Below are 18035 nucleotides of genomic sequence, written 5' to 3' on the forward strand. Positions count from 1 at the left end.
TGCATGAAGTAATGTAAAGTTACATAAACGCATTGTTGAATAGTGGAAATAAGTACGCCTTCGTACCAATCCCCTCATCCCTGCTATCCCAACAAAAACAAGCACTTACGCACGGAAATATCTGACCCGCCGTTCAGTAGTGTTGTATTCTCACCTCGCGCACCCATGATCGATCGGGGGGCCGCCAGCAGAGATTGCCCTTTCTGCACTACAATACGGCATTCCCAAATATGAACAGCGCCGTGCCTAATCTTGTCGAAATCCGCGATCTACATTTTTCTTACGGTGACCGTTCGATCTTGTCGAACCTCCGGATGGACTTCCCACGCGGAAAGGTCGTGGCCGTCATGGGCGGCTCCGGCTGCGGCAAGACCACGGTGCTGCGCCTGATCGGCGGCCAGATCCGCCCGCAAAAGGGCACGGTCACTGTTGCCGGCGAAACCGTCCACCAGCTCGATACCGACGGCCTGTACCGCCTGCGCCGCAAGATGGGCATGCTGTTCCAGTTCGGCGCACTGTTTACCGACCTGAGCGTGTTCGAAAACGTCGCCTTTCCGTTGCGCGAACACACCGACCTGCCCGAGGAACTGATCCGCGACCTGGTGCTCATGAAGCTCAACGCGGTCGGCCTGCGCAATGCCGCCAAGCTCAAGCCGGCCGAGATTTCCGGCGGCATGGCGCGCCGCGTGGCGGTCGCCCGCGCCGTCGCGCTCGACCCGGAACTGATCATGTACGACGAACCCTTCGCCGGCCTCGACCCGATCTCGATGGGCGTCACCGCCAACCTGATCCGCAGGCTCAACGATGCGCTCGGCTCCACCTCGATCCTGGTGTCGCACGATGTGCACGAATGCTTTGCGATCGCCGATTATGTGTACTTCATGTCCGCCGGGAAGATTGTTGCCCAGGGCACGCCGTCCGACATGCGCGTTTCCGAAGACCCTTATGTCAAGCAATTCGTCAACGCCGCGCCGGATGGCCCGGTGCCTTTCCATTACCCGGGCAAGTCGCTGGCCGAGGACCTCGGCCTGGGGGAACGCAAGTGATCGCTAACATGCTCGCTTCCATCGGCCGTGCCGTGCGCGAAAATATCGCCAGCGTCGGTTTCGCGACGCGCTCGTTTTTCACCCTGCTCGGCGTGACCCCCGGCGCACTGCGCCGTCCCGGCCTGATTTCCGAACAGATCCATTTCATCGGCAACTATTCGCTGGTGATCATCATCGTCTCCGGCTTGTTCGTCGGCATGGTGCTCGGCTTGCAGGGTTACATCACGCTGACCCCTTACGGCGCCGAACAGAAGCTCGGCCAGGTGGTCGCGCTGGCGCTGGTGCGCGAACTGGGGCCGGTCGTCACCGCCCTGCTGTTCGCCGGCCGCGCCGGCACCTCGCTGACCGCGCAAATCGGCCTGATGAAAGCCGGCGAGCAGCTCTCGGCCATGGAAATGATGGCGATCAACCCGATCCAGCGCGTGCTCGCTCCCCGTTTCTGGGCCGGCGTCATTGCGATGCCGATCCTCGGCACCATCTTCAGCGCCGTCGGCGTGGTGGGCGGTTATCTGGTCGGCGTGCAGCTGATCGGCGTCGATGAAGGCGCCTTCTGGTCGCAGATGCAAGCGAACGTGGATGTGCAGCACGACGTCGTCAACGGCATCATCAAGAGCTTCGTGTTCGGCATCGCCGTCACCTTCACCGCGCTGTTCCAGGGCTACCATGCCCAGCCGACGCCGGAAGACGTGTCGCGCGCCACCACCCGTACCGTCGTGATCGCGTCGCTGACCGTCTGGGGTCTGGACTTCGTGATGACCGCGATAATGTTTAACTAAATACATGAAACTGGCGCAACGCAGCCGCATAACAAGAGTTAGGAAATCACATGCAACGTAAATCCATCGACGTCTGGGTCGGCCTGTTTGTTCTGCTGGGTCTGGCAGCGCTGCTGTTTCTGGCCCTCAAGGCCGGAAATATGAGCACATTGTCCTTCGGTAAGACCTACCTGGTCACGGGCAAGTTCGACAATATCGGCGGCCTCAAGCCGCAGGCACCGGTGAAAAGCGCCGGCGTGGTGGTGGGGCGCGTGGGCGATATCAAGTTTGATGACAAGACTTATCAGGCGCTGGTAACCTTGGAACTTGAAACGGGCTATAACTTTCCTAAAGATAGCTCTTTGAAAATCCTGACGGCCGGCCTGCTCGGTGAACAGTACATCGGTATTCAAGCTGGTAACGACGATGCCAACAAGCTGGTCAATGGTGACCGGATTAACACGACCCAATCTGCCACCGTGCTGGAAGACCTGATCAATCAGTTCATCTACAGCAAGGCGGCCGACGGAAAGGAATAGAGCAATGACATTACCGAAGCCGAACCGCGCCCTGAACTGGCGCGTCAGCGCTGCCGCTCTGGTGGCCATTGCCACCCTGAGCGGTTGCGCCACCAACAATCCGCGCGACCCGCTCGAGCCGTTCAATCGCACGGTGTTCAAGTTCAATGACGCGATCGACCAGGCTGCGCTGAAACCGGTCGCCACCGCCTACAAGAAGGTCGTGCCGGGCTTCATGCAGACTGGCGTGAACAATTTCTTCGGCAACCTGTCCGACGTCTGGACTGGTGCGAATAACTTGATGCAAGGCAAGGGCGAACAAGGCATGTCCGACTGGACCCGCGTTGCCCTCAACTCGACCTTCGGCATCGGCGGCCTGTTCGACATCGCTTCCGAAGCGGGCTTGAAAAAGCACAATGAAGATTTCGGCCAGACCCTCGGCTACTGGGGTGTGCCGAGCGGCCCGTACCTGATGCTGCCGCTGCTGGGCCCATCCACCGTGCGCGACACCAGCGGCTTGCCGGTCGACATGGCCGCCAACGGCTGGTCTTACGTCGATCCGGCCTCGACCCGCAACATCGGCACCGCGCTGCGCGTGATCGATGGGCGCGCCAGCATCCTGGATGCCTCGAACCTGATGGAAGAAGCCGCACTCGACCGCTACGAATTCATCCGCGACGGCTTCCTGCAGCGCCGCCAGGGCCAGGTGTTCGATGGCGAATCCTCGCGCAAGGCCCTGAAAGCGTCCAGGGACGAGCCGGCCGACGCGAAGAGCATCCGCGCCGCCTATGCCGACGACGACGCGCCGGCTACCGACGCGCCTGTCGCCCCGGCTGTGTCATCCGAAACGCCCTCGAAGTAGTTAACCGCTAAACTGGACCGTCATCGGACGGTTCAGCCGGTCTGAACACAACCTTATCGAAAAGAGCTTATGAAACTGATCAAACAACTTATCGCCCTCGCGACCGTGGCCATTGCCACCAGCGCCACCGCTGCCGCTCCCGCCGAAGCGCCGGACGCGCTCGTCAAACGCATCAGCGCCGACGTGATCGATACCGCCAAAGCCGACAAGGATATCCAGGCCGGCAACCAGAAAAAGGTCATGGACTTGGTCGAAAGCAAGATCTTGCCGCACGTCGACTTCCAGCGCATGACCCAGCTGGCCGTCGGCCGTGCCTGGCGCGATGCCACCCCGGAACAGCAAAAGCAACTCTCGAACGAGTTCCGCACCCTGCTGATCTTTACGTACTCGGGCGCGCTGTCGCAGATCAAGAATGAAACCGTCGAGTTCAAGCCGCTGCGCGCCGCGCCGGAAGACAAGGAAGTCGAAGTGCGTTCGCAAGTGAATGTCGCGCGCGGCGAGCCGGTCACCCTGAACTATCGCCTGGCCCAGTCCCCGACCGGCTGGAAGATTTTCGACATCAACGTGCTGGGCGCGTGGCTGGTGGAAACCTACAAGGGCTCCTTCGCATCGGAAATCAACAAGTCCGGCATCGATGGCCTGATCAAGACCCTGGCCGAGCGCAACAAGAAGCTGGCCGCCAAGCCGCTGGCCAAGCCAATCAAATAACATGGTTCAAACCAACAAGCTCGAGAACATCGATACCCTGACCGTGCACAATGCCAAGGCGGCACTGGTCCAGGGTTTCGATGCGATCAAGGCGGGCCAGACCGTGTTCGATTTCGGCTCCGTCAAGGTCGCCGATTCGTCCGCGGTCGCGGTCCTGCTCGCATGGCAGCGCGCCGCGCGCGCCGCCGGCGTGGTGCTGTCCTATGTCAATCTTCCGGTCAGCCTGAAAAGCCTGGCCGCGCTATACGGCGTCGATGCCTTCCTGGTGGACACTCCCGCCAACCTGCACCACCATTGATCCTGCCTTCGGGGAGGCGCATCCGCCTCCCCACTCCCCCTGCCTGTAACTCCGGGCAACTCTGTTTCCTCCGATTTCCCCTATAATTGACGGCTCACCCCGCAATGTCCGTGCATGCTGTATAGACATTTGCTCACTCAAAAAGACGCATGACAGCGATTCAAATTACCAACGTCGAGAAAAGCTACAAGGCCCTCAAAGCCTTGGGTGGCGTCTCCCTGACGATTGAAGAAGGCGAGTTCTTCGGCCTGCTCGGGCCGAACGGGGCCGGCAAGACCACCCTGATCTCCACCATCGCCGGCCTGATCCGCCCCGATGCGGGCACGGTCGCCATTCACGGCCACGATGTCGTCACCGACTTCCGCCAAGCGCGCAGGAAGCTCGGCGTGGTGCCGCAGGAACTGGTGTTCGATCCCTTTTTCACGGTACGCGAAACCTTGCGCCTGCAGTCGGGCTACTTCGGCCTGAAAAACAACGACAAGTGGATCGATGAGGTCATGGGTAATCTGGACCTGACCAACAAGGCCGATGTGAACATGCGCGCGCTCTCGGGCGGCATGAAGCGGCGCGTGCTGGTGGCCCAGGCCCTGGTCCACAAGCCGCCCGTGATCGTGCTCGACGAGCCGACCGCCGGTGTCGACGTCGAACTGCGCCAGACGCTCTGGAAGTTCATCTCGCGTTTGAACCGCGAAGGCCACACCGTGGTCCTGACCACCCACTACCTCGAAGAAGCGCAAGCCATGTGCCAGCGCGTGGCCATGCTCAAGGGCGGCAAGGTGGTCGCGCTCGACACCATGTCGGCCCTGATCCGGCGCATCTCCGGCTCGCAGCTGATCGTGCACCTGGCCAGCGGCAGCCTGCCGGAGAGCCTGCGCCACCTGGTGTCGCACGACGAACGCGATGCCGTCAATGGCAATGGCAATGGCGGCGGCATGAAATACAGCCTGCGCGTGAACGACTACGCCGAGGTCGAACAGATCCTGGCGCGCCTGCGCGAGTCCGGCGCCGTCATCGATGAAATGCAGCTGCAGCAGGCCGACCTGGAAGATATCTTCCTGCAGATTATGGACAAGGGCGCGCTATGAACATGTTCTCGGTGGGCTTCCAGACCCTGCTCTACAAGGAAATGCTGCGCTTCTGGAAGGTCGCCACGCAAACCGTGGCCGCGCCGGTCCTCACCGCCATGCTGTACCTGCTGATCTTCGGCCACGTGCTCGAAGGGCACGTCAACGTGCGCGGCGTGAACTACACCGCCTTCCTCATTCCCGGCCTGGTGATGATGAGCGTGCTGCAGAATTCCTTCGCCAATTCCTCGTCTTCGCTGATCCAGTCCAAGATCACCGGCAACCTGGTGTTCATTTTGCTGCCGCCGCTGTCGCACTGGGAGATTCTGTCGGCCTACGTGCTCGCTTCCGTGGCGCGCGGCCTGGTGGTCGGCAGCGGCGTGTTCATCGCCACCGTGTGGTTCGCCAAGCTCTCGTTCGCCGCGCCCCTGTGGATCCTGGCGTTCGCGCTGCTCGGCGCCGCCATTCTCGGCACCATGGGCGTCATCGCCGGCATCTGGGCCGAAAAATTCGACCAGCTGGCCGCCTTCCAGAACTTCCTGATCATGCCCGCCACGTTCCTCTCCGGCGTGTTCTACTCGATTCACTCGCTGCCGCCATTCTGGCTCACCGTGTCGCACTTCAATCCCTTTTTCTACATGATCGACGGCTTCCGTCACGGCTTCTTCGGCCAGTCCGACGTCTCGCCGTGGACCAGTCTCGCGATCGTGTCGGCCTTTTTCGCGGTACTCGCGGGTATCGCCATCAACCTGCTCAAGCGCGGCTACAACCTGCGCCACTAATCAGAGGAATTTATCGTGGCTACCACACCAGAACTCATCCACGGCTACATCAGCGCCGGTCTCGAATGCACCCACCTCGAAGTGGAGGGCGACGGCCAGCACTTCACCGCCGTCATCGTCTCGCCGGCGTTTGCCGGCAAGCGCCCGATCCAGCGCCACCAGATCGTCTACGCGGCGCTGGGCGACCGCATGCGCGAAGAAATCCACGCGCTGTCGATGAAGACGCTCACGCCAGAAGAATACCAAGGATAAAAGGATAAATAAGCATGGACAAGCTCCAAGTGGTCGGAGGCAAGCGCCTCGAAGGGGAAATCGTCATTTCGGGCGCCAAGAACGCGGCCCTGCCGATCCTGTGCGCCGGTTTGCTCACCTCGGGCGACCTTGAACTGTCGAACGTGCCGCGCCTGCACGACGTCAAGACCATCCTCAAGCTGCTGGCCCAGACCGGCCTGGCGGTGTCGCAGGACGACGAGCGCGTCACCCTCAACGGCAGCGCCATCACCACGCTGGAAGCGCCCTATGAGCTGGTCAAGACCATGCGCGCCTCGATCCTGGTGCTCGGCCCCCTGCTGGCGCGCTTCGGCGAAGCCAAGGTCTCGCTGCCGGGCGGCTGCGCCATCGGTTCGCGTCCGGTCGACCAGCACATCAAGGGCTTGCGCGCGCTCGGCGCCGAGATCACCATCGAAGGCGGCTACATCTACGCCAAGTGCAAAAAGCTCAAGGGCGCGCGCATCCGCACCGACATGATCACCGTCACCGGCACCGAGAACCTGCTGATGGCGGCGACCCTGGCCGAAGGCGAAACGGTCCTGGAAAACGCCGCGCGCGAGCCCGAAGTGACGGATCTCGCCAACCTGCTGGTCGCCATGGGCGCGAAGATCGAGGGCATCGGCACCGACCGCCTGGTGATCCAGGGCGTGGCCGAACTGCACGGCGCCAGGCACGCGGTCATTTCCGACCGTATCGAAGCGGCCACGTTCCTGTGCGCGGTGGCGGCCACCGGCGGCGATATCCTGCTCAAGAATACCCGCACCGACTACTTCGACGTGGCGCTCGACAAGCTGCGCGAGATCGGTCTTGTGATGACCATGGGTCCCGCTTCGATCCGCGCGCAGATGGGCGGGCGTCCCAAGCCGGTGTCGTTCCGCACCACCGAATACCCGGGCTTCCCGACCGACATGCAGGCCCAGTTCATGGCCGTGAACACCATCGCCTCGGGCGCGAGCCGCATCACCGAGACGATTTTCGAGAACCGCTTCATGCACGTTCAGGAAATGAACCGCCTCGGCGCCTCGATCCAGACCGAGGGCAACACCGCCCACGTCAAGGGCGTGGACCGGCTGGTGGGCGCACCCGTGATGGCGACCGACCTGCGCGCGTCGGCCTCGCTGGTGATCGCCGCCATGGCCGCGCAAGGCACCACCATCATCGACCGCATCTATCACCTCGACCGCGGCTACGACCGCATGGAAGTGAAGCTGTCGGCGGTGGGCGCCAACATCGTCCGCATCAAGTAAAGAAGCCAGGGAAAATATCGATGAGTACATTCAGTAACCCGGCCAATTCCCTGATCCTGGCGTTGTCGAAAGGCCGCATCTTCGACGACACCATGCCGCTCCTGGCGGCGGCCGGCATCACCGTCACCGAAAACCCGGAGACCTCGCGCAAGCTGATTTTGGCGACCAACGATCCGCACGTGCGCGTCATCATCGTGCGCGCGTCCGACGTGCCGACCTACGTGCAGTACGGCGCCGCCGATTTCGGCGTGGCCGGCAAGGACGTCCTGCTCGAGCATGGCGGTGAAGGCTTGTACCAGCCGATCGACCTGAACATCGCCAAATGCCGCATGTCGGTGGCTGTGAACGCCGGCTTCGACTACGACAAGGCGGTGCGCCAGGGCGCGCGCCTGCGCGTGGCCACCAAGTTCGTCCAGACCGCGCGCGAGCACTTCGCCGCCAAGGGTGTGCACGTCGACCTGATCAAGCTGTATGGATCGATGGAGCTGGCGCCGCTGGTCGGCCTGTCGGACGCGATTGTCGACGTGGTTTCCACCGGCAGCACCCTGCGCGCCAACAACCTGGTCGAAGTCGAAGAGATCATGGACATCTCCTCGCGCCTGGTCGTCAACCAGGCCGCGCTCAAGCTCAAGCGAGAGCGTTTGCAACCGATTCTCGAGGCGTTCGAACGAGCGTCGCGACTGAACAACCAAGCTTAAACATCACACTATCATGACCATTCAGATCCGCCACCTCGACTCCGCCCAGCCGGACTTCAAACAACGCCTCGAGACCCTGCTGGCCTTCGAAGCGTCCACCGATGAAGCGATTGAAAAATCGGTGGCGGCGATCCTGCATGATGTCAAACACCGGGGCGACGACGCCGTCCTCGAATACACCAACAAATTCGACCGCATTCCGGGGGGCGCCGCCAGCATGGCCGCCTTCGACGTGCCGCAGGCCGAACTGCAGGCCGCGTTGCGCGCCCTGCCGGCAGCCCAGCGCGTGGCGCTGGAAACGGCGGCCGAACGGATTCGCGTATTCCACGAGCACCAGCGGGAAGAACTGCGCGGCTTTACCTACACCGAGCCGGACGGCACGGTGCTGGGCCAGAAAATCACCCCGCTCGACCGGGTCGGCATCTACGTCCCGGGCGGCAAGGCGGCGTATCCGTCGTCGGTGCTGATGAACGCCGTGCCGGCCAAGGTGGCCGGCGTACTTGAGATCATCATGGTGGTGCCCACGCCGGACGGCGTGAAGAACCAGATGGTGCTGGCCGCCGCCGCGATTGCGGGCGTCACGCGCGTGATCACCATCGGCGGCGCCCAGGCAGTGGGCGCGCTGGCCTACGGCACCGCCACCATCGCCCCGGTCGACAAGATCGTCGGCCCGGGTAATGCCTACGTGGCCGCGGCCAAGCGGCGCGTGTTCGGCACCGTCGGCATCGACATGATCGCCGGGCCGTCCGAAATCCTGGTGCTGTGCGACGGCACCACCGACCCGGACTGGGTTGCGATGGACCTGTTTTCGCAGGCCGAGCACGACGAACTGGCGCAGGCGATCATGCTGTGCCCTGACGCGGATTACATCGCCAAGGTCGAAGCGAGCATCCACAAGCTGCTGCCGACCATGCCGCGCGCGGACACCATCCGCACCTCGATGACCGACCGCGGCGCGCTGGTCAAGGTGCGCGACATGCAGGAAGCGTGCGACATCGCCAACGCCATCGCCGCCGAGCACCTGGAGATTTCGGCCGAGGACCCGCAGCAGTGGGCCGACCGCATCCGCCACGCCGGCGCCATGTTCCTCGGGCGCTTTTCGTCCGAGTCGCTGGGCGACTACTGCTGCGGCCCGAACCACGTGCTGCCGACCTCGCGCACCGCGCGTTTTTCGTCGCCACTGGGCGTGTACGACTTCCAGAAGCGCTCGTCCGTCATTTTCGTGAGCGAAGCGGGCGCGCAAACGCTCGGCAAGGTCGCGGCCGAACTGGCCTACGGCGAAGGCTTGCAGGCGCACGCCCGCAGCGCCGAACTGCGCTTGCGACCGGCGGCATGAGCGACTGGCTCAATCAGGTGTTTTGCGAGGATGCGCTGGCCGGACTGGCGCGCATCCCGGACGGTTCCATCGACCTGATTCTGACCGATCCCCCGTATAACCTCGGCAAGGACTACGGCAACGACTCCGACCAGCAAAGCGTGGCCGATTACCTGGCGTGGACCGAGCAATGGATCTCGAAGGCGCTGCCCAAGCTCAAACCCAACGGCAGCCTGTACATCTTTTTGACGTGGCGCTTTTCGCCCGAGATTTTCGTCATGCTCAAGCAGCGCATGACGATGATGAACGAGATTATCTGGGACCGCCGGGTGCCGTCGATGGGCGGCAGCGTGCGAAGTTTCAGTTCGGTGCACGACACGATCGGTTTCTTCGTCAACCGCAAGGATTACTACTTCGACCTGGACGCGGTGCGTATTCCCTACGACGCGGTGACCAAGAAAGCCCGTTCGCGCTCGATTTTTGTCGGCGCCAAGTGGCTCGAAGTGGGGTACAACCCCAAGGATTTGTGGAGCGTGTCGCGCCTGCACAAGGAACACCCGGAGCGCGCCGACCACCCGACCCAGAAGCCCCTGGAAATCATCGAACGCATGGTCAAGGCCTCGTGCCCGCCGGATGGCGTGGTGATGGATTTGTTCATGGGCAGCGGCACCACCGCCATGGCCGCGAAACGGTGCGGGCGCAATTTCGTCGGCTTCGAGCTCAATGCCGCGTACTGCGAGATTATCGCAGCAAGACTGGCGTCGCCGCCGGAGCAGGAAATGGTCAAGAAGCGCAAGCCGGCCAAGAAGGCTGTGCAGGCTGAAAATGCGTAGTAGCGTTATTCCCAATACCACCGACGGTAACTTAAGGAGCAAAGCAGCATGAGTTTCATCGACACGCTGATCGCCAACACGATCCGTCCCGAGGTCCAGGCCGACCATGCCTACGTCGTCCCCGACGCCGACGGCTACATCAAACTCGACGCGATGGAGAACCCATACTCGCTGCCTGCCCACCTGCGCGAGGAACTCGGCCATCGGCTGGCCGCCGCGGTCCTGAACCGCTATCCGCTGCCAAGCAACGCCACGCTCAAACACAAGATCTGCACCCGTCTGGGCGTGCCGGGCGGCTACGACGTCATCCTCGGCAACGGCTCCGATGAACTGATCTCGATCATGGCCACCGCCGTTGCCGGCGGCGCGCGCCGTCCCGTGATCCTGGCGCCCACGCCCGGCTTCGTGATGTTCTCGCGCTCCGCCATGCTGGCCGGCGCCGACTTCGTTGGCGTGCCGCTGCGCGCCGACATGACGCTCGACAAAGCCACCATGCTCGCCAGGATCGCCGAGCACAAGCCGGCCCTGGTGTTCCTGGCCTACCCGAACAACCCGACCGGCAACCTGTTCGACCCGGCCGAGATGGTCGAGATCATCCGCGCCGTCGGCGACACCGGCATCGTCGTCGTCGACGAAGCCTACGGCCCGTTCGCGCGCACCTCCTTCATGGAGCGTTTGCCCGAGTTCGAGAACATGGTCGTCATGCGCACCGTCTCGAAACTGGGCCTGGCCGGCATCCGCCTGGGCTACATGGCGGCCGCGCCCAAGCTGCTGGCGCAGTTCGACAAGGTGCGCCCGCCGTACAACATCAATGTGCTGACCCAGACCGCCGCCGAATTCGCGCTCGATCACCTGGAGGTCCTGAACGACCAGGCCACCCTGTTGATCGCCGCGCGCGAACAGCTGGCGGCCGACCTGGCCGCGCTGCCTGGCGTGACGGTCTTTCCGTCGGCCGCCAACTTCCTGCTGGTGCGCCTGCCCGATGCGGATGCGTCCTGCGCACGCCTCGACGCGGACAAGGTCATGATTAAAAATGTGAGTAAAATGCACGGATTGGGCGGATGCATCCGCGTGACCGTGAGCACACCTGAAGAAAATGCCATTTTCCTGGATGCCATCAAGGCATCGCTGACTTCGCACTAACCGAGCCTCCCATGACCCGCACCGCAGACATTACGCGCAACACCAACGAGACGCAAATCCGCGTCGCGATCAACCTCGATGGCACCGGCCAGCAAAAGCTCAATACGGGCGTGCCTTTCCTCGACCACATGCTCGACCAGATCGCGCGCCACGGCCTGATCGACCTCGATATCGAATGCGTGGGCGACCTGCATATCGACGCCCACCACACGGTGGAAGACACCGGCATCACGCTCGGCATGGCGGTGGCCAAGGCGATCGGCGACAAGAAGGGCATCCGCCGTTACGGCCATGCCTATGTGCCGCTGGACGAAGCGCTCTCGCGCGTGGTGATCGATTTTTCGGGCCGTCCGGGCCTGGAAATGCACGTGCCGTGGAAGCGTTCGATGATCGGCAGTTTCGATGTCGACCTGGCGCATGAGTTTTTCCAGGGGTTTGTGAACCACGCGCTGGTGTCGCTGCATATCGATAACCTGCGCGGCGAGAACGCCCACCATCAGTGCGAAACCGTGTTCAAGGCCTTCGGCCGCGCGCTGCGCATGGCCGCGGAACTCGATGCGCGGTCGGCGGGGACGATTCCGTCGACCAAGGGTAGCCTCTAAGCGTCTTCTGGTAATCATGCAGCCCCCTCTACTCCCGTCGTTCCCGCCGAGGGCAGCCTTGGCGCGGGAACGACGGTAACTCTGAATTGCTATGAATAAAATTGTTGTGGTCGACTACGGCATGGGAAATCTGCGCTCGGTGGCGCAAGCCCTGCGCGCCGTCGCTCCCGAAGCCGAAGTGCTTATTTCCGGCGATGTCGCCGCGATCGATTCGGCCGACCGGATCGTCCTGCCCGGCCAGGGCGCCATGCGCGACTGCATGGCCAGCCTGCGCCAGTCCGGCGTCGAGGAAGCCCTGCTGCGCGCCGCCAAGACCCGTCCCGTGATGGGCGTGTGCGTCGGCGAGCAGATGCTGTTCGACTCGAGCGAGGAAGCCGACACCCCCGGCCTGGGCCTGTTGCCCGGCAAAGTGGTGCGCTTCCAGCTCGATGGCCGCCTGCAGCCGGACGGTTCGCGCTTCAAGGTGCCGCAGATGGGCTGGAACCGCGTCAGACAAGTGCGCCAGCATCCGCTGTGGCAGGGTATCCTCGACGATAGCTACTTCTATTTCGTGCACAGCTACTATGTCCAGCCTGACGATGCCAGCCTCACCGCCGGCGAAACCGATTACGGCGCGCCGTTCTGTTGCGCCGTCGCCCGCGATAATATTTTCGCGACCCAGTTCCACCCGGAGAAAAGCGCCGGCGCGGGGCTGCAGCTGTACAAGAACTTCGTTCACTGGAATCCCTGATTGTCATCCAATCACCCAATCATCCAACCCAACTAAGCGATAAGCGATAACCGATCATGCTGCTCATTCCTGCCATCGACCTCAAAGACGGTCACTGCGTTCGCCTCAAACAGGGCGATATGGAACTTGCCACCGTCTTCTCCGAAGACCCCGCCGAGATGGCGCTGCACTGGCTCAAGCAGGGCGCGCGCCGCCTGCACCTGGTGGACCTGAACGGCGCCTTTGCCGGCAAGCCGAAAAACGAGGCCGCCGTCAAATCCATCCTGCAGGTGGTGCAGGAGTTCGCCGTCGATAACGATATCGACGAGATCCCCGTCCAGCTGGGCGGCGGCATCCGCGATCTCGATACCATCGAGCGCTATCTCGACGACGGCATCACCTACATCATCGTCGGCACCGCCGCCGTTAAAAATCCCGGCTTCCTGCACGACGCCTGCGGCGCCTTCCCGGGCCACATCATCGTCGGCCTGGATGCCAAGGACGGCAAGGTCGCAACAGATGGCTGGAGCAAGATGAGCGGCCACGAAGTGATCGACCTGGCCACCAAATTCGAAGCCTACGGCGTCGAATCGATCATCTACACCGACATCGGCCGCGACGGCATGATGGGCGGTATCAATATCGAGGCGACCGTCAAGCTGGCCCAGGCCGTGCGCATTCCGATCATCGCCTCCGGCGGCCTGCACAACCTGGGCGACGTCGAAGCGCTGTGCGCGGTGCAGGACGAAGGCATCGAGGGCGTGATCTGCGGCCGTTCGATCTACGAAGGCACGATCAACCTGGCCGACGCCCAGAGCCGCGCCGACGAACTCACCGAAGGCGACCTGGCGTAAGCCGGAAGAACACACCATGCTCGCAAAACGCATCATTCCCTGCCTCGACGTGACCGACGGCCGCGTCGTCAAGGGCGTCAATTTCACCGAGCTGCGCGACGCCGGCGACCCGGTCGAAATCGCGCGCCGCTACGATGAGCAGGGCGCCGACGAGATCACTTTCCTCGACATCACGGCGTCCTCCGACGACCGCGACCTGATCCTGCACATCATCGAAGCGGTGGCCTCCACCGTGTTCATCCCGCTCACCGTGGGCGGCGGGGTGCGCAAGGTCGAAGACGTGCGCCGCCTGCTCAACGCCGGCGCCGACAAGGTCAGCATGAACAGCTCGGCCGTGACCAATCCCGAGCTGGTGTTCGAGGCTTCGCAAAAGCACGGCTCGCAGTGCATCGTGGTGGCGATCGACGCCAAGCAGACCGCGCCCGGCAAGTGGGAAGTGTTCACCCATGGCGGGCGGCGCGCCACCGGCCTCGATGCGGTTGCATGGGCGATGAACATGGAGCGCCTGGGCGCCGGCGAAATCCTCCTCACCAGCATGGACCGCGACGGCACCAAGTCCGGTTTCGACCTGGGCCTGACGGCTGCCGTGTCGGGCGCGATCGGCATTCCCGTGATCGCGTCCGGCGGCGTGGGCGGCCTGCAGGACCTGGCCGACGGCATCAGGATCGGCAAGGCCGATGCGGTCCTGGCAGCCAGTATTTTTCACTATGGGCAGCACACGGTCGGCGAAGCCAAGCGCTTCATGGCCGCGCAGGGCATTCCCATGCGTTTGGAGTAGACCGACATGATCATGCCTGCGGTAACAAATAGTGCGGCCAATTTCAGCTGGCTGAAAAAGGTCAAGTGGGACGAGAACGGCCTGGTGCCGGTGATCGCCCAGGAAGCCGGTTCGAACGATGTGCTGATGTTCGCCTGGATGAACCGCGACGCGCTGGCGCGCACGGTGGAACTGGGCGAGGCCGTGTACTGGAGCCGTTCGCGCAAGAAGCTGTGGCACAAGGGCGAAGAGTCGGGCCACATCCAGAAGGTGCTGGAAATCCGCCTCGACTGCGATGAAGACGTCATCCTGCTGAAAATCGAGCAGGTCGGCTCAATCGCCTGTCATACCGGCCGCCATTCCTGCTTCTACCAGAAGTTCGACGGCGACGCCAAAACCGGCGACTGGCAGGTCACCGACCCCGTGCTGCAGGATCCGGAAACGATTTACACCAATCCCAAAAAGAGCACACCATGAGCCAGACCCTCGCCCGCGTGGCGCAAACGATCGAATCGCGCAAGCTGGAAAACGGGGGCGACCCCGCCACGTCCTACGTGTCGCGCCTGTTTTCCAAGGGCGACGATGCGATCCTCAAGAAAATCGGCGAAGAAGCCACCGAGCTGGTGATGGCCGCGAAAGACGCGCGCGTCGATGGCGACGCCTCCAAGGTGCTGTACGAATGCGCCGATCTGTGGTTCCATTCGATGGTGCTGCTGGCCCAGTTCGACCTGAGCCCGCAGCAGGTGCTCGATGAATTGGCGCGCCGCGAAGGCTTGTCCGGCCTGGCCGAAAAAGCCGCCCGCCCGAGCTGAAGCGCGACCAGCGCCACCCCCCCAACGCCAACGGAAACCATCCATGACCGACTGCCTCTTTTGCAAAATCGCCGCCAAGCAAATTCCTTCCAGCATAGTCTATGAAGATGAAGAGTTGCTTGCCTTCAAGGATATCCACCCGGCCGCGCCGGTGCACCTGCTGGTCATTCCCAAGCTGCACGTGGCAACTTTGTCCGAATGCAACGAAACCCATGGCGAGCTGCTCGGCAAGATGCTGGCGCTGGCACCCAAACTGGCCAGGGAGCATGGCTGCGAGGTCACCTACGACGCCGACGGCAAGCCGGCCGGCGGCTACAAGACCCTCATCAACAGCGGTCCGGACGGCGGCCAGGAGGTCTACCACCTGCACCTGCATATGTACGGCGGTGCGCGTCCGTGGCCCGGCCAGCGCTGACAATGCGGCAGGAAACCCCGGCATCGCGTAGAATACCGGCGTAAGCTTTCACGAATTCGGGCGCGCGCGCCTCGCGAGGAGAAAATGATGGGTGGACTGAGTGTTTGGCATTGGCTGATCGTGTTGCTTGTCGTTGTGTTGGTTTTCGGAACCAAGAAACTCGGCAACATGGGTGGCGATATTGGCAAGGCCGTCAAGGGCTTCAAGGATGGCGTGCGCGGCGAGGACGACAAGCCGGTCGCGCCGGGCACGGTAGTGGACAAGACGACCATCGACGCCGAAGCGAAAGAGAAAACGAAGTTCTGATAAGCGTGCGTGCCCGCGCGCGCCCGCTTGCAGACACTTCCAGACGCCATGATCGATCTTGGACTTTCTAAACTCGCCATCATTGGCGTCGTTGCACTCGTAGTCATCGGCCCTGAAAAGCTGCCCAAGGTGGCACGCATGGCGGGGACCCTGTACGGCCGCGCCCAGCGCTACCTGCACGACGTCAAGTCCGAGGTGAGCCGCGAAATCGAGCTCGACGAACTGCGCAACCTGCAAAAGGAAGTGCAGGAAACGGCCCAGTCGATCAAGGACAGCGTCGAAAACACCATCGCCCAGAACATCGACGATGTCGATGCCGCCTGGCGCGACCTGCCTTCGTCGACGACACCAAGCGCGACCATGGGCGACCTGGAGCGCAAGGCGCGCGATTTCCGCCGCAAGAAGCTGGTGCGCAATTCGGCCGTGCCGGGCTGGTACAAGCAGCGTCACGGCGGCAAGGCCCACATCATGTCGGGCGCCGCGCGCGTCAAAAAATTCCGCCCGCGTTCCTCCACCACCCGGTCGTTCTTCTAACCTTGTTCCCCTAACTTTCAATGACCGATAAAGCTGCGGGCGAAGAGACCTTTATCTCTCATCTGGTCGAATTGCGCGACCGCCTGATCAAGGCCACCATCGGCGTTGTCCTCGTTTGCGGCGCCCTGATGATCTGGCCCGGGCCGGCCCGTATTTACGACATCATCGCCGAGCCGATGATCGCCTCGCTGCCGGTCGGCTCGAAGATGATCGCCACCGGCGTTATTGCGCCCTTCCTGGTGCCGATGAAGGTGACCCTGGTGCTGGCGCTGATCCTGGCGCTGCCGTGGGTGTTCTACCAGGTCTGGGCATTCGTCGCGCCCGGCCTGTACCAGCACGAAAAACGCCTGGTGCTGCCGCTGGTGGTGTCGTCCTCGGCGCTGTTCATGAGCGGCGTGGCGTTCTGCTACTACTTCGTGTTCGGGCGTGTGTTCAAGTTCATTTCCGACTTTTCGCCTACCTCGATCGCGGTCACGCCCGACATCGAGAACTATCTCGATTTCGTCATGTCCATGTGCCTGGCCTTCGGCGCGACCTTCGAGGTGCCGGTGGTGGTGGTGATCCTGGTGCGCATGGGCATCGTCAGCGTGGCCAAGCTCAGGGAAATCCGTCCCTACGTGATCGTCGGCGCATTCGTGATCGCGGCCATCGTCACGCCGCCGGACGTGATCAGCCAGTTTGCGCTGGCCATGCCGATGTGGATATTGTTCGAGCTGGGCCTGCTGGTGGCGCCAGCCTTCGTGCGCGCCACCCAGGCGCCCGAAGAGCCGGTGTAACACCGGCGGCACCGCTCCCGCAGCGGCGCCGCTTGTTCTAGCGCGTCAGGTACAGCACTGTCGCCTCGCTCCCATCATCGCTTCCCACCTGCGTTGCCGTCATGTTCGGTATCGCCGCCCCCACATTGGCCAGCACGGCTCCCAGTGAACTTTCCAGCAGATCGGCACTGGTCGGATTCATTTCGACGCGGCAGGTTTTGGTGCGGCATTCGAGCCGCCGCACCTGCGATTCCAGCTCGGCATTGGTGCGCGCCAGCGCTGCGCGCACGGCGGACGTCGCATACATGCTCCACGCCGGATCCGTCTGCTCGGCACGGAACATGGTTTCGGCCGGCGCCACCGCCGGCGTTTCGGCCATCTGCTGCATGGCCGCCCCGGCGGGCGGCGCGCTGACAGGCGCGCGTGTCAACATCATGCGCAGTTCGGCCACTTCGCGCCGCAAGCTGGCCACTTCCTGGCGCAGCTGGGCGATGTCGGTCAGTGGCGGCGCGCCGGGCGGCGCTGGCGCGGCGCGCACCGGTGGAGGCGCTGGCGCTGGCGCTGGCGCAGGCCGCGCAGGCTCGGGCGCCGACGCGGAGGGAGTAACCGGCAGTGCCTGCTGCCGCGCCGGGGACGCTATGTCGTCGCCGCCGCAGCCGCCCAGGGAGGCCAGCACGGCCAGCAGCATTGTTGTGGGAATCGGTCGCATCATGGGTCTTCCTTCGGGCGGTGTGGATGGGGCATGGTCCTGC

25 protein-coding genes are annotated in these 18035 nt (G+C 63.1%); 24 read left to right on the top strand and 1 reads right to left on the bottom strand.

The window, feature by feature from the left end; translation table 11 throughout:
- Window positions 1–242: 242 nt before the first annotated feature.
- The 24 genes from RBA41_RS18745 to tatC all read left to right on the top strand — a co-directional run bounded on the left by RBA41_RS18745 (window position 243) and on the right by tatC (window position 17304).
- Window positions 243–1046: an ABC transporter ATP-binding protein gene (locus tag RBA41_RS18745; protein ID WP_306625730.1), complete on the top strand. Its 804-nt coding sequence runs from the start codon at window positions 243–245 to the stop codon at window positions 1044–1046.
- Entirely contained in the window at window positions 1043–1822 is a 780-nt protein-coding gene (mlaE, locus tag RBA41_RS18750) for a lipid asymmetry maintenance ABC transporter permease subunit MlaE (RefSeq protein ID WP_306625731.1), read from the top strand. Before RBA41_RS18745 ends, mlaE begins: the two co-directional genes overlap by 4 nt.
- Before the next feature lie 50 nt (window positions 1823–1872).
- On the top strand, window positions 1873–2340 hold the full coding sequence (gene mlaD / locus RBA41_RS18755) for an outer membrane lipid asymmetry maintenance protein MlaD (protein ID WP_306625732.1): 468 nt from the start codon (window positions 1873–1875) through the stop codon (window positions 2338–2340).
- A gap of 4 nt (window positions 2341–2344) precedes the next feature.
- The gene (locus tag RBA41_RS18760; RefSeq protein WP_306625733.1) at window positions 2345–3181 is read left to right on the top strand and encodes an MlaA family lipoprotein; all 837 of its coding nucleotides are present in this window, start codon (window positions 2345–2347) and stop codon (window positions 3179–3181) included.
- 69 nt (window positions 3182–3250) lie between these two features.
- On the top strand, window positions 3251–3889 hold the full coding sequence (locus tag RBA41_RS18765; protein WP_306625734.1) for an MlaC/ttg2D family ABC transporter substrate-binding protein: 639 nt from the start codon (window positions 3251–3253) through the stop codon (window positions 3887–3889).
- Window position 3890: 1 nt separating this feature from the next.
- The gene (locus RBA41_RS18770) at window positions 3891–4187 is read left to right on the top strand and encodes an STAS domain-containing protein (protein ID WP_306625735.1); all 297 of its coding nucleotides are present in this window, start codon (window positions 3891–3893) and stop codon (window positions 4185–4187) included.
- A gap of 149 nt (window positions 4188–4336) precedes the next feature.
- Entirely contained in the window at window positions 4337–5272 is a 936-nt protein-coding gene (locus RBA41_RS18775) for an ABC transporter ATP-binding protein (protein WP_306625736.1), read from the top strand.
- Complete coding sequence (locus RBA41_RS18780; RefSeq protein WP_306625737.1) at window positions 5269–6033, top strand: ABC transporter permease; 765 nt, start codon at window positions 5269–5271, stop codon at window positions 6031–6033. Before RBA41_RS18775 ends, RBA41_RS18780 begins: the two co-directional genes overlap by 4 nt.
- Before the next feature lie 15 nt (window positions 6034–6048).
- Window positions 6049–6285: a BolA family protein gene (locus tag RBA41_RS18785; protein WP_073222979.1), complete on the top strand. Its 237-nt coding sequence runs from the start codon at window positions 6049–6051 to the stop codon at window positions 6283–6285.
- Between the two features lie 14 nt (window positions 6286–6299).
- Window positions 6300–7550 carry a UDP-N-acetylglucosamine 1-carboxyvinyltransferase gene (gene murA / locus RBA41_RS18790; protein ID WP_306625738.1) on the top strand — a complete coding sequence of 417 codons (1251 nt, stop codon included), beginning with the start codon at window positions 6300–6302 and terminating at the stop codon, window positions 7548–7550.
- 20 nt (window positions 7551–7570) lie between these two features.
- Window positions 7571–8248, top strand: a complete 678-nt coding sequence (gene hisG, locus RBA41_RS18795) for an ATP phosphoribosyltransferase (RefSeq protein WP_099872977.1) — start codon at window positions 7571–7573, stop codon at window positions 8246–8248.
- 13 nt (window positions 8249–8261) lie between these two features.
- Entirely contained in the window at window positions 8262–9584 is a 1323-nt protein-coding gene (gene hisD / locus RBA41_RS18800; protein WP_306625739.1) for a histidinol dehydrogenase, read from the top strand.
- On the top strand, window positions 9581–10396 hold the full coding sequence (locus RBA41_RS18805; protein ID WP_306625740.1) for a DNA-methyltransferase: 816 nt from the start codon (window positions 9581–9583) through the stop codon (window positions 10394–10396). Before hisD ends, RBA41_RS18805 begins: the two co-directional genes overlap by 4 nt.
- Window positions 10397–10444: 48 nt before the next feature.
- Window positions 10445–11539, top strand: coding sequence for a histidinol-phosphate transaminase (gene hisC, locus RBA41_RS18810; protein WP_306625741.1), 1095 nt, complete (start codon window positions 10445–10447; stop codon window positions 11537–11539).
- A gap of 11 nt (window positions 11540–11550) precedes the next feature.
- Window positions 11551–12141: an imidazoleglycerol-phosphate dehydratase HisB gene (gene hisB, locus RBA41_RS18815; protein WP_167086038.1), complete on the top strand. Its 591-nt coding sequence runs from the start codon at window positions 11551–11553 to the stop codon at window positions 12139–12141.
- A 91-nt stretch (window positions 12142–12232) separates the two neighbouring features.
- Window positions 12233–12871: an imidazole glycerol phosphate synthase subunit HisH gene (gene hisH / locus RBA41_RS18820; protein WP_099872967.1), complete on the top strand. Its 639-nt coding sequence runs from the start codon at window positions 12233–12235 to the stop codon at window positions 12869–12871.
- 56 nt (window positions 12872–12927) lie between these two features.
- Window positions 12928–13704 carry a 1-(5-phosphoribosyl)-5-[(5-phosphoribosylamino)methylideneamino]imidazole-4-carboxamide isomerase gene (gene hisA / locus RBA41_RS18825; protein ID WP_306625742.1) on the top strand — a complete coding sequence of 259 codons (777 nt, stop codon included), beginning with the start codon at window positions 12928–12930 and terminating at the stop codon, window positions 13702–13704.
- Window positions 13705–13720: 16 nt separating this feature from the next.
- Complete coding sequence (hisF, locus tag RBA41_RS18830; protein WP_306625743.1) at window positions 13721–14482, top strand: imidazole glycerol phosphate synthase subunit HisF; 762 nt, start codon at window positions 13721–13723, stop codon at window positions 14480–14482.
- 12 nt (window positions 14483–14494) lie between these two features.
- The gene (gene hisI, locus RBA41_RS18835) at window positions 14495–14938 is read left to right on the top strand and encodes a phosphoribosyl-AMP cyclohydrolase (protein WP_306625744.1); all 444 of its coding nucleotides are present in this window, start codon (window positions 14495–14497) and stop codon (window positions 14936–14938) included.
- Window positions 14935–15273: a phosphoribosyl-ATP diphosphatase gene (locus RBA41_RS18840; RefSeq protein ID WP_306625745.1), complete on the top strand. Its 339-nt coding sequence runs from the start codon at window positions 14935–14937 to the stop codon at window positions 15271–15273. Before hisI ends, RBA41_RS18840 begins: the two co-directional genes overlap by 4 nt.
- A gap of 43 nt (window positions 15274–15316) precedes the next feature.
- Entirely contained in the window at window positions 15317–15688 is a 372-nt protein-coding gene (locus RBA41_RS18845; protein ID WP_306625746.1) for a histidine triad nucleotide-binding protein, read from the top strand.
- 87 nt (window positions 15689–15775) lie between these two features.
- Window positions 15776–15994, top strand: a complete 219-nt coding sequence (gene tatA / locus RBA41_RS18850; protein WP_099881867.1) for a Sec-independent protein translocase subunit TatA — start codon at window positions 15776–15778, stop codon at window positions 15992–15994.
- 48 nt (window positions 15995–16042) lie between these two features.
- Window positions 16043–16528 (top strand): Sec-independent protein translocase protein TatB, encoded by a 486-nt coding sequence (gene tatB, locus RBA41_RS18855; protein WP_306625747.1) that lies wholly within the window; start codon window positions 16043–16045, stop codon window positions 16526–16528.
- Between the two features lie 20 nt (window positions 16529–16548).
- Entirely contained in the window at window positions 16549–17304 is a 756-nt protein-coding gene (gene tatC / locus RBA41_RS18860) for a twin-arginine translocase subunit TatC (protein WP_306625748.1), read from the top strand.
- Between the two features lie 37 nt (window positions 17305–17341).
- Here tatC and RBA41_RS18865 read toward each other — a convergent pair whose 3' ends face one another.
- Window positions 17342–17995, bottom strand: a complete 654-nt coding sequence (locus RBA41_RS18865) for a hypothetical protein (protein WP_306625749.1) — start codon at window positions 17993–17995, stop codon at window positions 17342–17344.
- Window positions 17996–18035: the final 40 nt, after the last annotated feature.

The organism is Massilia scottii, assembly GCF_030846495.1.
GTDB classification, from domain to species: Bacteria; Pseudomonadota; Gammaproteobacteria; order Burkholderiales; family Burkholderiaceae_D; genus Telluria_A; species Telluria_A violaceinigra.